13 protein-coding genes, 1 tRNA gene and 1 pseudogene are annotated in these 16,877 nt (G+C 58.4%); 3 read left to right on the top strand and 12 right to left on the bottom strand.

Annotated features, from left to right (window positions below; translation table 11 throughout):
• Positions 1-78: 78 nt before the first annotated feature.
• The 4 genes from BLR94_RS06400 to BLR94_RS06385 all read right to left on the bottom strand — a co-directional run bounded on the left by BLR94_RS06400 (position 79) and on the right by BLR94_RS06385 (position 7,433).
• On the bottom strand, positions 79-2,436 hold the full coding sequence (locus BLR94_RS06400; protein ID WP_084303934.1) for a restriction endonuclease subunit S: 2,358 nt from the start codon (positions 2,434-2,436) through the stop codon (positions 79-81).
• Positions 2,433-3,902, bottom strand: coding sequence for a type I restriction-modification system subunit M (locus BLR94_RS06395; RefSeq protein WP_084303933.1), 1,470 nt, complete (start codon positions 3,900-3,902; stop codon positions 2,433-2,435). Before BLR94_RS06395 ends, BLR94_RS06400 begins: the two co-directional genes overlap by 4 nt.
• A gap of 88 nt (positions 3,903-3,990) precedes the next feature.
• Entirely contained in the window at positions 3,991-6,357 is a 2,367-nt protein-coding gene (gene hsdR / locus BLR94_RS06390) for an EcoAI/FtnUII family type I restriction enzme subunit R (RefSeq protein WP_084303932.1), read from the bottom strand.
• Positions 6,358-6,440: 83 nt separating this feature from the next.
• Positions 6,441-7,433 (bottom strand): restriction endonuclease, encoded by a 993-nt coding sequence (locus BLR94_RS06385; protein WP_084303931.1) that lies wholly within the window; start codon positions 7,431-7,433, stop codon positions 6,441-6,443.
• A 1,010-nt stretch (positions 7,434-8,443) separates the two neighbouring features.
• Here BLR94_RS06385 and BLR94_RS06375 point away from each other — a divergent pair.
• The 3 genes and pseudogenes from BLR94_RS06375 to BLR94_RS28380 form a co-directional block, all read left to right on the top strand.
• Positions 8,444-9,304 carry an RNA ligase family protein gene (locus BLR94_RS06375; RefSeq protein ID WP_084303930.1) on the top strand — a complete coding sequence of 287 codons (861 nt, stop codon included), beginning with the start codon at positions 8,444-8,446 and terminating at the stop codon, positions 9,302-9,304.
• A 14-nt stretch (positions 9,305-9,318) separates the two neighbouring features.
• Positions 9,319-10,470, top strand: a complete 1,152-nt coding sequence (locus tag BLR94_RS06370; protein WP_084303929.1) for an AAA family ATPase — start codon at positions 9,319-9,321, stop codon at positions 10,468-10,470.
• 119 nt (positions 10,471-10,589) lie between these two features.
• Positions 10,590-10,859 (top strand): annotated as a pseudogene (locus BLR94_RS28380) (DUF3363 domain-containing protein); the annotation flags it as partial.
• Between the two features lie 69 nt (positions 10,860-10,928).
• Here BLR94_RS28380 and BLR94_RS06360 read toward each other — a convergent pair.
• The 8 genes from BLR94_RS06360 to rplT form a co-directional block, all read right to left on the bottom strand.
• Entirely contained in the window at positions 10,929-11,672 is a 744-nt protein-coding gene (locus tag BLR94_RS06360; protein WP_084303928.1) for an ATPase, read from the bottom strand.
• Positions 11,659-11,931, bottom strand: a complete 273-nt coding sequence (locus BLR94_RS06355) for a hypothetical protein (protein ID WP_084303927.1) — start codon at positions 11,929-11,931, stop codon at positions 11,659-11,661. Before BLR94_RS06355 ends, BLR94_RS06360 begins: the two co-directional genes overlap by 14 nt.
• A 238-nt stretch (positions 11,932-12,169) precedes the next feature.
• Positions 12,170-12,246: transfer RNA gene (locus tag BLR94_RS06350), tRNA-Pro, on the bottom strand.
• A gap of 88 nt (positions 12,247-12,334) precedes the next feature.
• Positions 12,335-12,691, bottom strand: a complete 357-nt coding sequence (locus BLR94_RS06345) for a MerR family transcriptional regulator (RefSeq protein ID WP_084303926.1) — start codon at positions 12,689-12,691, stop codon at positions 12,335-12,337.
• Complete coding sequence (gene ihfA, locus BLR94_RS06340; protein ID WP_013791841.1) at positions 12,672-12,974, bottom strand: integration host factor subunit alpha; 303 nt, start codon at positions 12,972-12,974, stop codon at positions 12,672-12,674. The genes BLR94_RS06345 and ihfA overlap by 20 nt, the downstream gene beginning before the upstream one ends.
• A 3-nt stretch (positions 12,975-12,977) precedes the next feature.
• Positions 12,978-15,353 (bottom strand): phenylalanine--tRNA ligase subunit beta, encoded by a 2,376-nt coding sequence (pheT, locus tag BLR94_RS06335; RefSeq protein ID WP_084303925.1) that lies wholly within the window; start codon positions 15,351-15,353, stop codon positions 12,978-12,980.
• A gap of 46 nt (positions 15,354-15,399) precedes the next feature.
• Positions 15,400-16,416 carry a phenylalanine--tRNA ligase subunit alpha gene (gene pheS, locus BLR94_RS06330; protein ID WP_042552870.1) on the bottom strand — a complete coding sequence of 339 codons (1,017 nt, stop codon included), beginning with the start codon at positions 16,414-16,416 and terminating at the stop codon, positions 15,400-15,402.
• Positions 16,417-16,513: 97 nt separating this feature from the next.
• A complete protein-coding gene (gene rplT, locus BLR94_RS06325) occupies positions 16,514-16,870 on the bottom strand; it encodes a 50S ribosomal protein L20 (protein ID WP_003461224.1) in 357 nt (118 codons plus the stop codon).
• Between the last annotated feature and the right edge of the window lie 7 nt (positions 16,871-16,877).

The following is a 16,877-nucleotide window of genomic DNA, read 5'->3' as shown; positions in this document are numbered from 1 at the left end:
AGGCAGCGGACGCCGAAGACAGCATCAACGCTGCGCTTCGGCGTTCCTTAACACTAGCCTATCCCCTGCTCCTGCGAGTTACTCGAACCCCGGCAGGGTAAGAGTTCCGCCCGTAGTGCGCTTACCAAAGCCGCTGGGCGTCAGAAGGCTGTGCTTCTTCATCTCGGTAAGCACTGTCAGCCATTGGCTTTTGCTGAAACGCAGCTTGGCATCGTTCCAGCGGTGCAGGACTTCATCCACGATGGCGTCATCGGTGACCGGGCGGCCTTCAATGATGAAGTCGTTCCAAGCGGCGTAAAGGGTCACGGTCATTTCGCAGCGATCCGTATCCCAGTCCCGCATCAAGTCGACGACCCTCTTAATGGTGGCCCGCTCGGCAGCTGGCAAGACGCTCTCATACGCCTGCCGATGCTGCCCTGCATTGGAAAGCGCACGGTAGGCATGGCCAAATTTTTCCCGGTCGACACACTCGTACCACTGTCGGTTGCGCAGCTCGTTTTCGACCTGGCTCATCAATTGGCGATCATGGGGGCCGGCCGCGTCGAGTAAGTAGTTACCCTGCACGGAGGTGAGCCTGGCCGCGTGCTCGGCCAGGTAAATCACCTTCTGCAGCTTGCGCTGGCCGAAAGTGCGTTGACCGTGAAGTTGGTGAGTGATTTCGGCGGCGAGTAGGGTGCGAGCGGCTTTTTGATCCGTGGTAACGGGTGCCAGTTGACCATTATCGACAAGGGCGCGTTCGACCAGGGTGCTGGCCAGTTGTTCGTTGAGTTGGCGGGCCTGGGTCAGGCGGGTTTTCAGTTGGTCGCAGAGGGTCATTAGCTGATCGACTTTGGCGACAATGCGGTGTTGTTCGGCTGTTGGGGGGAGAGGGAATGCAAATGCTTTAACTTTCTTCGCATTGAGTGCTGGCTGTGCGCCGCCATGCCCGCCTGCACGGTGAAGCGAGTACATAGCCTGCGCCCACAGCCAGACATATGGAGAAGCAACAAGGTCAGTATTGAAAATTAATGCTGCAACATTCTGATTGGTGCACGCCTCGATCTCTAGAAGAGCAGACTGGCCTCGAGTTTTTCCTTGACCAATCATTGCTATCAGTACACAGCCTGGAGGAATCATCGCTGTGCTTGAGTTCTTGTAGCCAGCTTGAGTAATTTTTTCTCGCGTACTTTTTATTATGGTGCCCGCGACCTCTCCTGAGCTAACCCAAGGTATATCACCACCCCAGTAGCTTGACTCTGCTCTTGATGGCGTACTCCCAAGCTTGACTTCGGCAATATTGCTTACTCTACAAACACACCATCCGTCAGGAGCCGAAATACCAAACCATCCTTCTGCATCATCGCCTCCAGCCTCAGACGAGAATATCCGCTCTACCTTATCGTTGATCTCCCAAACTCTACGAAGCAGCTCACTAGCCGGCTCATCGCTGGGATCTTGCGGCACCAGTTTGCCCATCACCGCAAGTTGCAGCAGGGTTTGCTTGAGGGCGTTTATGCTGGGTTCGGTGTCGAACAGGGTGTGGAAGTGTCCGGCCAGGCGTTGCCAGTTGGCGGCAAAGTCGGTGGCGTCGCTGGCTTGGGTCAGGCTGTCGAGCAGCGCTTGTACCAGTTGGGCGTGGGCGCGTTCGGCATCGGCCTGTTGGGCCTCCAGGCGGTCGCACAGGGCCATCAGTTCATCGACTTTGGCGACAATGCGACGTTGTTCTGGCAGCGGAGCCAAAGGTACAGGGGCTAGTTTCAGTTTGTCCTGCGAGATATTTACCTGACTAGCAGCCATACCGGATTTGGCTATCTCCAAGTATCTAGCTGTGCTGCCGGAATTTAGGCAGAGGGCTATATAGCGGCCATATGTTCCCGCTTCAATTGGATGAAAGCGGATGATTTTGTCCGAAATCATGAGGCGTGGTCTGGTGCTTTCTACCAAGCAAGAAATACCTACCCGGTTGGTCGGCCCAGCGCGAGTAAAAAGAATATCTCCAGCTTTCACCTCGGCATCAGGCCTAGGCTCAAGGTGAGCAGGAAGCTCTTTGTTTTCCTCTTGGAGAAATTGCATTACCTGAACAGCAGTAGTTTTCAGTATTCCCCAAACTTCATTGCTTTGTGACGGATTTGGCTCGCACGCTGGACTCCACCCGGAGTCCATACCCAGCGTGATTTCTGAGAGTGTTACCCAGCGCCATGATCGTGGAACTGCGCTAACTGACTTATCCAGCGTGGTATCCGGGGTTCGTTTTGATTTTTTGAGCAGTCCGGCTCCAAAAAGCCGATTTCTTTCTAGTTTGATACGCTCTAGCCAATCGCTCGCTTGTCCGTCACTAGCGTCCTGTGGCACCAACTTACCGCGCACCGCCAGTTCCAGAATCAGCTCGCGGAGCTTTTTGATGCCATTCGGCGCATTGGTCAGCAGCGGCAGATTGTCGGTCAGCAACGCGGTCATACCTGACGCTCCAGGGCTTCGGCCAACACCGCCTTGAGCTGGTCGCGCAGATCGCTGATTTCGTCTTGCAGGCTGGCGTAGTTGCGAAGGAGTTCGTCAAGGTCGTGGCTGATCTGTTCGCCGACATGCGGATTCTTGCAGTCGAGGTTCCAGTTGCGTGCTTGCAACTCTCCGATACCGACCTTCCACGCAAACTCGTTCTCTTTCCGTGCGGCAAAGCCATCGGCCTCGCTGCCCCACCAGGCTTCTTCCACAGCGAACTCTTCGATACGCATGGGGCGGGTCTTGGAGTAGTTCTTCACACCTGCCGGGTACTGGTGTTCGTAGAACCACACCTGTTTGGTCGGCGAGCCCTTGGTGAAGAACAGCAGGTTGGTCTTGATGCCGGTGTAGGGGTTGAACACGCCGTTGGGCAGGCGAACGATGGTGTGCAGATTGCACTCGGTCAGCAGCTTTTCCTTGATGCGGCTCTTGATGCCTTCGCCAAAGAGAAAGCCATCGGGGAGGACCACGGCGGCGCGGCCACCGTCCTTGAGTAGCTGCATGATCAGCACCAAAAACAGGTCAGCGGTTTCGCGGGTGCGGAAGGCGGCAGGGAAGTTGGTTTCGATGCCGTCCTCTTCCATGCCGCCGAATGGCGGGTTGGCGACGATGCAGTGCACGCGCTCACTCGGGCCCCAGCTGATCAGCGGCTTGCTCAGGGTGTTGTCGTGGCGGATCTGGCTAGGGACTTCGATGCCGTGCAGAATCATATTAGTAGTAGCGAGCAGGTGCGGCAGCGGCTTTTTCTCGACACCGAAAATACTGGCTTGCAGGGTGCGCTCGTCATCAGCTGTTTTTACATAGCGACTGCGCTTGTGCTCAATGGCACAGGTGAGAAAGCCGCCCGTACCGCAGGCAGGGTCCATGACTTTTTCATCCAGCTTAGGATCAACCATGCGCACCATAAACTCGGTGACTGGGCGCGGGGTGTAGAACTCCCCGGCGTTGCCGGCGCTCTGCAGGTCGCGCAGCAGTTGCTCGTACAGGTTGCCGAACTCATGACGTTCCTGGGCCTTGTTGAAATCCACCCCTTCCTGAATCTTGTTGATCACCTGGCGTAGTAACTGGCCAGACTTCATGTAGTTGTAAGCGTCTTCAAAAACGCTGCGCACTACGTAGGCTGACGACGTGTTGCTGTACTCGTGCAGGTTCTGCAGCTGTGGGAACAGGTTGTTGTCGATAAAGTCTTTCAGCGCGTCGCCGGTCATGCCCTCCGGGTCGGCAGCCCAGGTACGCCAGCGGCAGCTGTCGGGAATGGGCGAGCGGTAGCTGTCGTCCATCAGCTCCCATTCCAACTCACGGTCATCGAAGATCTTCAGGAACAGCAACCAGACCAACTGGCCGATGCGTTGCGCATCGCCGTCGACGCCGACGTCCTTGCGCATGATGTCTTGGATGGACTTGATGGTGGAACTAATGGACATGGAGTTCTCTCAACGCGTGCAGCAACGGGGGCAAAATTCTACAGGACAGGTTGGATTCCTGCCCTGGCATACCGTCGCTAGGTGGTACTTAACTGGCGTAAAGCTCGTTCTCGAGCTCGTGAATGGCCTTGCTGTAGCCAGCCTTGCCGCCAAACGCCTTGACCAGTTCGATAGGGGCGCCGATCTGGCTGAAAGGATCGAGCTGGAGGATCTTCATGTCCTCGATATGCTCGATGCCGGTGTCGGCATATTTATCCAGCAACGCTTCCAGCACCTGGCGGGCTGAGCCGGAATACCTGGCAAAGTAATTGCGCTTTTTCACCTGCTCGGCACGCTCACGACGTGACAGCGCCGGCTGGTCGAAGGCGACATGGCAGATCAGGTCGAACGGGTCGAACGTCTGGCCCATTTTCTTTTCCACTTCTTCGGCCAGTGCCTCCCACATCACACCTTGGGCTGCCATTTCCTCGATGATCACCCTCTTCTGCTCGGAATCGCTCCAGTGCCTAAGGAAGTCGTCTAGCGAGGCAAACTGCTTCTTCACACAGGCTCGGGTGTAGTCGTGCAGCGACTCGGTGATCAGCCGGCCATCCGGACCGTAGTACTGTACGCGCTCGGCAATTACATACACAGGCAGGTTGTCGATTACGTACTTGACGCGCTTCTTATCGGAGGTGGCTTCATCATCCGAACCCTCCTCGGGTAACCACTCACCACCGTCAACGATGCCATCTTCATCTTCGAGCGGGCTGTCTGGGGGGACTGGCGAGGCGTCGCCCTCTGGACTGTAGATCACTACCGGCTCACCATCGAAGTCTGGGTCGGCAAACAGTTCGGTGGCTTTTTTGAAATCCATGATGGTGAACCAGTACTTGCCAAACTCTTCGTTGATGCGAGTGCCGCGACCGATGATCTGCTTGAACTCGGTCATCGACTTGATGTGCTGGTCGAGCACGATCAGCTTGCAAGTCTGCGCATCGACCCCAGTAGTCATCAGCTTGCTGGTGGTGGCAATCACCGGGTAGCGCTCCTCCGGATTGATGAAGTTGTCCAGCTCGGCCTTGCCCTCGTTGTCATCCCCGGTAATGCGCATCACGTACTTGCGGCTTTCAGCAACACGCAACGGATTGAGGTTGGTCAGCGCCTGGCGCATGCGCTCGGCGTGGTCGACGTCGTCGCAGAAAACGATGGTTTTCTGGTAGGGATCGGTAGCTTTGAGGAAATCGGTAACCTTTTGCGCCACCAACTGGGTACGCGCCTCGATGACCAGGTTGCGATCCATGTCCTTGAGGTTATAGATGCGGTCTTCGATCAACTCGCCATTCTTGTCCAGCATGCCCTTGGGCGGTCGCCAGCCTTGCAGGTCTTTATCGAAGTCGATGCGCACCACTTTGTACGGTGCGAGGAAGCCGTCTTCGATGCCTTGCTTCAAGGTGTAGCTGTAAACCGGCTCACCGAAATAGGTGATGCTGGATACCTCTTTGGTTTCCTTGGGGGTAGCGGTGAGGCCGACATGGGTGGCGTTGGAGAAGTAGTCGAGAATCTCGCGCCAGGCGGAATCCTCCGCAGCGCTGCCACGGTGGCATTCGTCGATCACGATCAGATCAAAGAAATCGCGAGAGAACTGCTTATAGATGTTCATCTCTTCGTCATTACCTGTGACGGCCTGATAGAGCGACAGGTAAATCTCGTAGGACGTATCGATCTGACGTTTGGCGATCTTGGTCATCGCCTTGCCGAATGGCTTGAAGTCGTTGTTTTTGGTCTGGTCGACGAGAATGTTACGGTCAGCGAGAAAGAGGATGCGTTTCTTTTGTTTGGACTTCCACAGCCGCCAAATGATTTGGAAGGCTGTGTAGGTCTTGCCCGTACCGGTAGCCATTACCAGGAGTACACGATTCTGCCCACGTGCAACCGCCTCAACCGTTCGGTTTATCGCGTTCATTTGGTAGTAGCGCGGCATACGGCCGGTGCCGTCGTCGTAGTACGGCGCTTCGATCTTGTGCCGGGCTTGGCCGTCCAACCCCTTCCATTGACAGTAGCGCTGCCATAACTCGTCAGGGCTAGGAAACTGATCGAGGCTGAGCTGGGTTTCGACCTGACTGCTGGTTCCGCTACGGTCGTGAAACAGAAAACCATCACCATTGCTGGAGAATACGAACGGTACGTCCAGCGCCTCGGCATAGCCCAACGCTTGCTGCATGCCGGAGCCGATGGAGTGCTTGTTGTCTTTCGCTTCGATCACGGCAAGCGGCAGATTGGGCTGGTGGTAGAGGATGAAATCGGCGCGACGCGCTTCGCCACGACTGTGCAGTTTGCCGCGGACAATGATGCGACCTTTTGTAAAGCTGACTTCCTCACGCACTTGCTTGTACATATCCCAGCCAGCCTGCTGGATGGCGGGTGCAATGTATTTGCTGCAGATATCCCGCTCGGAAAGTGATTTCTTATCCATGATCCAGCCTAAATCCAATTCGGATGATGCTAACAACAGCCTCTACCGGGCATAACTTCACGTTGAATACAGCACCGGCACGATCAAGCAGGCCAATAAAGCCGCTTCAAGGGCACCAGTCGCTTCGTCTCGGCATCTGTATTGTCGTAGTGCTCGATCAAGGCTCGCACGACATGCTCTAACGTCCACATAGCCAGAGGAATGGAAGCACGGTCAGCCTCGTAATGGGCATCCTTGGTGAATCCGCCGGTGCTTACATAAAGCCCGCGATCATCTTTGTGTCGACCGCCTAGAAAGCCCCGAATGTCCTGGCTGCCCATCTGCCCCTTACGGTGTTTAACCTCTACGACGATACGTGGGTGTTCGAAGCCGAAACCATCAGGGGAAGCCACGATGTCTTTACCCCGGTCCGAGCCATCTGGAGAAACCTGGGTCTTGTAACCCATGGCGCGCAAAATGCCGGCGACAAGCTCCTGCATCTCCTTGCAGCCCAGGCTGACGATCAGATCTTTGATCTGCTCCCTAGCACGCTCTTCGATATCAGCCAAAGGATCAGCCAGCACCTCTTCGGCATCCTCTTCTGCTACCGGTGCCGGCTTGCCCTTCAACACGGACAGCACTTCGGTAGCAGCACTAGAGGGCACCTCGAACACAGTAAGCGTCGAGCCAAGGCTGTTTTTAGTGGTGCTGCTGAAATTGTCGCGTGCCAGCTCCTGCGGTTGCCATTGCACTTCACGTGCTAGTGATAGGCCCTCGTCCGCTCGCTCGGGTTGATGCTTGACCGGCCCCGTGACTGTACCAATCAAATAAAGTCGATTCGCCGGCGAATAGGTAACGACCCAATCCCCTACCTGCATCTCGTTGATGAAGCGCCACACCTGGGAGGCTCCGGAAATCAAGGTGCCCTGCTTTGCCGTTGGCTCTATGGACTGATAAAGCGCTATCAGTTGCTTGCGGCTCAAGCCCGGCTTCGCATGAGCGGCCAACTGACGCCATCCGATGGCAGCTATTCCAAGCTCCCGGAACGAGTCATAACGCGCCCCACCCTCACCACGAACCATCCACATTCGAGCCAATCTGATATCTCCTTTCGCCTAATCGCCGCGATAACCTAGTCAATAGTCCATTCAAGCAATGCTGGGCTCATCTAATCAGCGGCATATGGGCGAATCATATAACAAGGCTTTATTTTGAAGGGAAAAACCGAGCCGCTACTTACTTGGCTCGGATCCCGGAGAGGGCAATGCTTATTTTCGTAAAGGGGGGTCGGCTTTGAAACTGAGGCAGTATTTCTCGAACGATGACGGCTCTCTTCCAGAAGTAGAGATAGCCTTTCAAGCAGCTTCTTTGGTAGCCATGGCCTTTGAGCTCCTGTACGTACTGGGAGCTAGAAACGCTACAGCCAGCGGCGGATATGTATGGATCCGGGCAACCCAGGTCGAAAAGCCATTTTCAGGCTCTGCTGAGGCTCTCTTGGTGACGGGAGGACTGGCCGACCCATTTCATGTCGTTCTTGGCGGCATACGCGGCACCAACCAGGTCATCCCCGACCTAGGCGTTTTCGTATCTACCGACGGCCTGGTCTTGGACTACCGAATGGGCCCCGAGTGGGGGCAAGCGGAGATCGAGTCCTTCTTAGAATTGTTGCGGAAACTTCGTAGCCTAGGCGGGAGGATATCCGCTGCTTGGCGGGGCGAGGATCGCGAGCTTGATTTCCAGGCAGCCCTTGAGCGCTGCTTACATTTTGCGCCCACAGGTTAGTCACGTAACAAGACGGCAGAATCCCTGCCAAGCGGCCACTAAAAGACTGAGCCAAAAAACTCGAAAGGGGTTAGCGACTCCCAAGTCTATGCGTTCAACAGCCAGTGCAGTGTTGACATCTCATTTTTTTGCATGTTGAATACTCCCCCTATTTACACCCCCTCTCTCAAGTGGTGAACGAAGTGCCCTGCTCCAGCCAACAAGCCTGATACCGACGACGGTCCATCGTGCCTGATGGCTGCCTGCGCACTTGCGTGGCCGCTTCCCACATTTTGCCCGCCTGAACCCTTGTCGTCGGTTTTCCCAATTGCAATGGAGGAAACCCATGAACATGGATTTCCGCGCCTATGCGCAAAACCTCGAGCTACACAAATACCCACGCACGCCCCACCTGGAGAGCTCTCGCCTGCAGCCGGGCGATACCGATAGCGATCAGGTTCGTTATGCCTCGCTGAGCGGGCAGTGGCTGGTCGTCGAGGAGAAACTGGACGGTGCCAATGCCGGCATCAGCTTCTCCGCGGCCGGTGAACTGCTGCTGCAATCGCGTGGCCACTACCTGACCGGTGGCGGTCGGGAGCGCCAGTTCAACCTGTTCAAGCAGTGGGCCGTGGCCCACGAGGACTGGTTGCTGAGCCGCCTTGAAGACCGCTACGTGCTGTTCGGCGAATGGATGCACAAGAAGCATTCGGTGTTCTACGACCGCCTGCCGCACTTCTTCTGCGAGTTCGACATCTGGGATCGGGCCCATGGCCTGTTCCTGTCGACCGCGGCTCGGCGCCAGTTGCTGCGCGACGGCCCGGTGCTGTCGGTGCCGGTGCTTCATGAAGGGCTGGCACCGGCGCGGCTCAAGGATCTGCTCGAGCTGCTCGGCGATTCCCAGGCCAAGTCACCGGCATGGCGCAGCGCCTTCGAAGCCACGGTGCAGCGCGAAGGCCTGGACCTGGAACGGGCCTGGCGGCAGTGCGACAAGTCGACGGTGATGGAAGGCCTGTACCTGAAGCTCGAAGACGAGAAACAAACCAACGGACGCCTCAAGTGGGTTCGCCAGGACTTTGTCCAGGCGATCCTCGATGCGGACCAGCATCATGCGAACCAGCCGTTCATTCCCAACCTGCTGGCCGACGGGGTAGACCTCTACGCCCCTCGCCTGTCGATGGACTGGGATGGTCGGCGGCCTGGTTATTGAAGGAGAACAACAAAATGGACATTCAACAACTGCAAGGCCTGGTTCCAGAACCGGGCCAGCGCTTCGACGCGCAGGCGTGCCTGGAGGCGATTCCGGCCCTGCTGCGCCTGGCCAGCGCGCCCCAGGATTCTTACTACCACGCCGAGGGCGACGTATGGGTTCACACCCGCATGGTGGTCGAGGCTTTGCTCGCGCAACCGCGTTATCAGCATGCGACCGAGGAACAGCGCCTGGTGCTGTTCCTGGCCGCGCTGCTGCACGACATCTCGAAACCGGACACCACGGTGATCGATAGCGAAACCGGGCGCATCGGCCAGCCCGGGCACTCGCGACGTGGCGCCGTAGATGCACGTCTGCTGCTGTGGCGGGCCGGCATGCCCTTCGAGCTGCGCGAGCAGGTCTGCCGGATCATCTCGGTGCACCAGTTGCCGTTCTTCGCGCTGTCGGGCAACCGCAGCGGGCAGAGCCCGGAGTTCATCCTCCACAAGCTGTCGTGGGAGCTGCCGGTATGGATGCTCTGCGCGGTCGCGGAAGCGGACATGCAGGGGCGCACCTACGTGGGCAAGCAGGCCGTGCTGGACGAAATCGAGCTGTTTCGCGAGCTGGCCGCCGAGGAAGGCTGCCTGTACGAGCCACGGGCGTTCGTCGATGACTACACCCGGATCCAGTACTTCCGGGGTGCCCGGGTGCATCCCGACTATCCGCTGCACGAGCCGGAGGGCTCGCGAGTCATCATGCTGTCCGGCATTCCGGCCAGTGGCAAGAACACCTGGGTGGCCAAACACCACCCGGATCTGCCGGTAATTTCCTTCGACGACGCCCGCGAGGCCCTGGGCCTGCGCCATGGCGAGAACGAAGGCGCCGCCGCGCACTTCGCCATCGACCGGGCCAAATCGCTGCTGCGCGAGAAAAAGCCCTTTGTCTGGAACTCCACGCACCTGTCGGCGCAGATGCGCAAGAAGACCCTCGACCTGCTGTACGCCTACCATGCCAAGGTGCAGATTCAGTATCTGGAGATGCCCGAGAAAGAGGTCTACCGGCGTAACACCCGGCGCGACACCAGCCTGCGTAACGAGGATATCCGCCGCATGCTGTTCAAGTGGGAGGTGCCGCTGCCAAGCGAGGCACATCAGGTTCACTACCACAGCGAAGCGGCTGCGCTGTAGCTGGGCGCTGCACTCAGGCGCAGGCGCTCGAATCGGCCACAACTCGACGAGCCTGATGCGGCTGAACCCGCCTCATTGCTGGCGTTGAAACGAGGTCGTTCGAGCCTATGGGCGATTCACAGCTTACCGCTACGGCGCGAGCGATCTCGGCGCAGACGGGTATGCAGTAGCGTCCAGCAGTTGAGGGCCAGCGCGTCAGTGGGACTTACCGGCGCAGTATGCAACTGGCCAGCGGCCATTATGCCCTACTCGACGACGGCACCGGCTTCAGCCTGGTGCCGTGGAAGCCGTGATTGAGCAGACGCTTGGGCAGAGCGCACCGGCAGTGATTCAGGGCAACAGCGCGTTATGACAACCTGGGTCGCCAGCGCGGGCCGTCGATTAGTTGAGCAAGAGGCGCCGGGACCAGCGCCGGCTCTTGCTGCAGCAACCTACAGCTCATCTTTCCCACAAATGGTCTATTTTTTTCCAGCTAATTGCTCGAGCGCGTCAACCGCAGCACTGCACCACTCCGGCACTTCGTCGAGTTTGAACTCGACGGTCGAAGCGGCAGTAATTTCTACCTCAAGCACGGCTTCCGCCCCTGAGTTGTCGAAGAGATAAGCCCTACTGGTCACCTGAATAGCTTCGGGTAGCAGCTCCAGGCATCTGCCATAGCGGGAACGCACTTTATCTGGCGTAACATCATGGCCGCCCTCTCTTACACGGATAGCGACCCTGTTGATGTTGATCTCTGGATCTTCAGTCGCCACGAAGTACAGGTAGGTGCGATACCCGAGGCCCTTGGCCTTTTTGATGAACTCAACCTTGGAACGGTCTGACATGACTGTCTCGAAGGTGAAACTCGCACCACGATCAAGCAACTGGTGTCTGATGAAGTCGGCGATGACCGAGGCATGATAGGACTGCACCTCGATACCATTGGTTACTAACGCCTGACCGGCAATGGTGAAATGCTCGGCTTGAGATGCCAACTGCTCTCTAGCGATCAAAGGATGAGAAACGAAGAAGTCGCGGAACACTTGCTGAGTGGGATTTATCGCAAAAGGAGCCAGATCGATAGCGCCGCCATCCTTGGCTTCGCGCTCCAGATCATCGGCATTGACGTAAATGTAGATCAGCTCAGGATCGAGGATACGTTTGATGGTGCTCTTGCCAGAGCCATTGGGACCCGCGAAGACACGGAGTCTAGGCCCCGGCATTCACCAGGACTCCAGAGCCGAGCTTGAGAGCAACGCCAGCTTTCACCTTTCGGCGAGGTTTGGAAGCACGAACTATCTGCTCAGTGCCATCTGCACGCTCGGCAATTATGAATCCGCCCCTCGACAGCAGGACGGTTAGGCCAGAAGCTTTGGCTTTTTCATAAGCGTGCTTGGTTGCCAGTGACGCCTTTTCCGGAATCTGGGCCTCAAGCTCCTGGGTAGCTTTCTCAGACAAGGCTTTCTTGACTGCCTTCACCATAACTCCTCCTCGCCCGTTTCCAGGGTCACCTGAACGGTCTCATATTAGCCTGCAAACCCTTCCTTCGGAATCATACCCTACTGAGACCGGGCCGCATGACCGTTAGCTCGGCGGCACGACCGGAACAGCATCTGTAGGGCCACAATCACCGGCGGGGCAAAAAATCGGAAGCTTTCAAAAACCTTCAGGCATAAAAAAATCCAGTCACCGCTAAGTGACTGGATTTTCTAGGGTATTTTGGTCGGGACGGAGTGATTCGAACACTCGACCCCTTGCACCCCATGCAAGTGCGCTACCGGGCTGCGCTACGCCCCGACGGGTGTTGCTGGTGCCTTTGGCGTTAGCCGAAAGCGGGAGAGACTATAAACTAAGCATCTGAATTATGGAAGGTTTTTCTTCGAATTCATTTGCGCAGGACGTGGAGTACATCCTCCAGCTCGGCGATCATCTGCTTGATGAGCTGTTTGTACTGGGTGGTGTCGTCTTTGGCTTCGTCGCCGGTCAGGCGCAGGCGTGCGCCGCCGATGGTGAAGCCCTGGTCGTACAGCAAGGCGCGGATCTGGCGGATCATCAGCACGTCCTGGCGCTGGTAATACCGACGGTTGCCGCGACGCTTGACCGGGTTTAGCTGCGGAAACTCCTGCTCCCAGTAACGAAGCACGTGCGGTTTCACCGCACAGAGTTCACTGACCTCGCCGATCGTGAAATACCGTTTGCCGGGTATGACAGGCAGTTCGTCGTTATGACTTGGTTCCAGCATATGCTTCGACCCTGGCTTTGAGCTTCTGGCCGGGGCGGAAGGTCACGACACGGCGAGCCGTGATCGGGATTTCCTCCCCTGTTTTTGGATTACGACCGGGGCGCTGACGCTTATCGCGCAGATCGAAGTTACCGAAGCCTGAGAGTTTTACCTGCTCATTGAGTTCCAGGGCCTGGCGGATTTCTTCGAAGAAGAGTTCTACCAGCTCCTTGGCCTCTCGCTTGTTCAGGCCCAGTTCATCGTACAGACGTTCGGCCATTTCAGCTTTCGTCAGTGCCCCCATACGCTAGTTCCTTAACGTGGCGTTGAACCTTTGTTCCAGGGAGGTGAGGATGTTCTGGGTTGCGGTACTCACCTCATCGTCGTTTAGAGTGCGCGCTGGATGCTGCCAGGTCAAGCCGACGGCAAGGCTTTTTCTAAGCGGATCAATACCTTTACCCTGATAAACATCAAACAACCTGAGGTCGGTAAGCCATTCGCCTGCCTGCTCGCGGATATCGGCCAGCAAATGCTGAGCCGGCACGTCGCGGTCGACCAACAGCGCGATATCACGGCGCACCTCCGGGAAGCGCGACAGCTCCTTGAACGCCGGCATGCGACCCTGGACGATTTCACTCAGTAGCAGCTCGAACAGGAACAGTGGCTGATCGAGGCCGAGGGTCTTGGCCAGTTCCGGGTGGATGGCACCCACGTAGCCGACCAAACGCCCTTCCCGCTCGATACGTGCGGTCTGGCCCGGATGCAGGGCACTGTGCTCGCCCGGCACGAAAGCGAAGCTGCCGATGTCGCCAGCCGCAGCCAGCAGGGCTTCGACGTCAGCCTTGGCATCGAAGAAGTCGACGCTGTCACGGCCATGGGCCCAACTCTCCGGCAGGCGACTGCCAGTGATAACACCAGCGAGCATCGGCTCCTGCTTGAGTTCGTCCAGCTGACCAACGAAACGCAGGCCGCTTTCGAACAGGCGCACGCGCGACTGCTGGCGGTTGAGGTTGTGCTCTACGGCCTTGACCAGGCCCGGCCACAGCGAGGCGCGCATGGCGGCCATGTCGGCGGAGATCGGGTTGGCCAGGGTCAGCGGCTTGACGCCCGGGCTGAACAGTTCGTACAGCTTGGGATCGATGAAGCTGTAGGTGATCGCTTCCTGGTACCCACGGGCCACCAGCAGGCGACGCAGCACCGGCAGGTCAGCCACGGCTTCGGCCTTGGTCTGCGGCGCCAGGCGCGCTTGCGGGTAACGGACCGGCAGACGGTTGTAGCCGTACAGGCGGGCCAGTTCTTCGATCAGGTCGACTTCCAGGCTGATGTCGAAGCGGTGGCTCGGCACCTTGACCTGCCACTGCCCTGCCCCTCCTTCGATACCCAGGCCCAGTGCACCGAGCAGCTTGACGATCAGTTCGTCGTCGAGCTTGATGCCGAGCATCTGCTCGACGCGCTCGGCACGCAGGCTGATCGGTGCGATGGTCGGCAGTTGCGCCTCGGCGACCGCTTCGATGATCGGGCCGGCTTCGCCGCCGACGATCTCCAGCAGCAACGAGGTGGCGCGCTCCATGGCTTCGCGGGCCAGCTGCCAGTCCACGCCACGCTCGAAGCGGTGCGAAGAGTCGGTATGCAGGCCATAGGAACGGGCCTTGCCAGCTAAGGCGATGGTGTCGAAGAAGGCGCTTTCGAGGAACAGATCACGGGTGCTGTCTCTGACGCCGCTGTGCTCGCCGCCCATCACGCCGGCGATGGCCAGGGCGCGCTGGTGGTCGGCGATGACCAGGGTGTCGGCACGCAGGGTGACGTCCTGGCCGTCGAGCAGTACCAGCTTCTCGCCCTCTTCGGCCATGCGCACACGAATGCCACCCTGGATCACGTCGAGGTCGAAGGCGTGCATTGGCTGGCCGAGCTCGAGCATAACGTAGTTGGTGATGTCGACGGCGGCGTCGATGCTGCGTACGTCAGCACGACGCAGGCGCTCGACCATCCAGCGCGGGGTCGGTCTGGAGAGGTCGACGTTGCGCACCACACGGCCCAGGTAACGCGGGCAGGCCTGGGTGGCGAGCACCTCGACCGGGCGCACGTCGTCGTGGGCCGGGGCGACGGCAGCAACCCGCGGGCGGGTTACCGGCACGTCGTACAGGGCGCCGACTTCACGGGCCAGACCGGCCAGCGACAGACAGTCACCGCGGTTGGGGGTGAGATCGACTTCGATGCTGACGTCGTTGAGTTCGAAGTACTCGCGGATGTCCTGGCCAACCGGTGCATCGGCCGGCAGTTCGAGCAGGCCGTCGTTGTCGTCGCTGATCTGCAGCTCGGACGCCGAGCAGAGCATGCCGTTGGACTCGACGCCGCGCAGCTTGGCCTTCTTGATCTTGAAGTCGCCGGGCAGCTCGGCGCCGATCATGGCGAAGGGAATCTTCAGGCCGGGGCGCACGTTGGGCGCGCCGCACACGACCTGGAAGGTTTCGCTGCCGTTGCTGACCTGGCACACGCGCAGCTTGTCGGCGTCCGGGTGCTGCTCGGTGCTCAGCACCTCGCCCACGATCACGCCACTGAAGGCGCCAGCCACCGGGCTGACGCTGTCGACTTCGAGGCCGGCCATGGAGAGGCGCGCGACCAGTTCGTCACGGGAAACCTGCGGGCTTACCCAGCCACGCAGCCACTGTTCACTGAATTTCATACTGTCTGTTCTCCTGATCCGATTCGATTACAAACTGCGAGAGGTGCTAGCGAAATTGCGCCAGGAACCGCAGATCGTTATCAAAGAACAGCCGTAAATCGTTCACCCCGTAGCGCAGCATGGCCAGGCGCTCGACGCCCATGCCGAAAGCGAAGCCGGAGTATTTTTCCGGGTCGATGCCGCTCATGCGCAGCACGTTCGGGTGGACCATGCCGCAGCCCATCACTTCCAGCCAGCCGGTCTGCTTGCACACGCGGCAGCCTTTGCCGCTACACATCACGCACTGCATGTCGACTTCTGCCGACGGCTCGGTGAACGGGAAGAAGGAAGGACGGAAACGCACGCCCAGGGGCTTCTCGAAAAACACGCGGAGGAATTCCTCGATGGTGCCCTTGAGGTCGGCGAAGCTCACGCCCTCGTCCACGAACAGGCCTTCGACCTGGTGGAACATCGGCGAGTGGGTGATATCGGAATCGCAACGGTATACGCGGCCCGGGCAGACGATACGAATCGGCGGCTGCTGGGACTCCATGGTGCGTACCTGTACCGGCGAGGTATGGGTGCGCAGCAACATGTTGGCGTTGAAATAAAAGGTGTCGTGCATGGCACGCGCCGGGTGGTGGCCCGGAATGTTGAGCGCCTCGAAGTTGTGGTAGTCGTTCTCAACTTCGGGGCCTTCGGCGATGCCGTAACCAATGCGCGTAAAGAATTGCTCGACGCGCTCCAGGGTACGGGTAACCGGGTGCAGACCACCCGATGCCTGGCCACGGCCCGGCAGGGTGACATCGATACGTTCGGCGGCGAGCTTGGCGCTCAGCGCGGCCGATTCGAGAATGTCCTTGCGGCTGTTGAGGGCGTCCTGGACGCGCTCCTTGGCCGAGTTGATCAGAGCGCCCGCCTTGGGACGTTCTTCGGCAGACAGGTTGCCCAGAGTCTTCATCACCTGGGTCAGTTCACCCTTCTTGCCCAGATAGTGAACCCGCAGTTGCTCCAGGGCGTTCACATCGTCGGTGTGGCTGACGGCCTCGAGCGCTTGCGAGACCAGCACATCCAGATTTTCCATTTACAGACTCCAGATACGAAACAGGGGAAGAGCTTGAAGGCTCTTCCCCTATTGGTGACGTTCAGCACCGGGCCGAAACCCGGTGATTGTCGGGGACTTAAGCCAGTACGGCTTTCGCTTTCTCGACAATCGCAGCAAACGCCGCTTTTTCGTTCACTGCCAGATCAGCCAGAACCTTACGGTCGATTTCGATCGACGCTTTTTTCAGGCCAGCGATCAGGCGGCTGTAGGACAGACCGTTGACGCGAGCACCAGCGTTGATACGAGCGATCCACAGAGCGCGGAACTGACGTTTTTTCTGACGACGGTCACGGTAGGCATATTGACCAGCCTTGATGACAGCCTGCTTGGCAACACGGAATACGCGCGAACGTGCACCGTAGTAGCCTTTAGCGAGTTTCAGAATTTTTTTGTGACGAGCACGAGCGATAACGCCACGTTTAACACGAGCCATGAGTTAT

This window comes from Phytopseudomonas flavescens (assembly GCF_900100535.1).
Taxonomy (GTDB): domain Bacteria; phylum Pseudomonadota; class Gammaproteobacteria; order Pseudomonadales; family Pseudomonadaceae; genus Aquipseudomonas; species Aquipseudomonas flavescens.
This window is presented reverse-complemented; position numbering and strand designations above follow the sequence as displayed.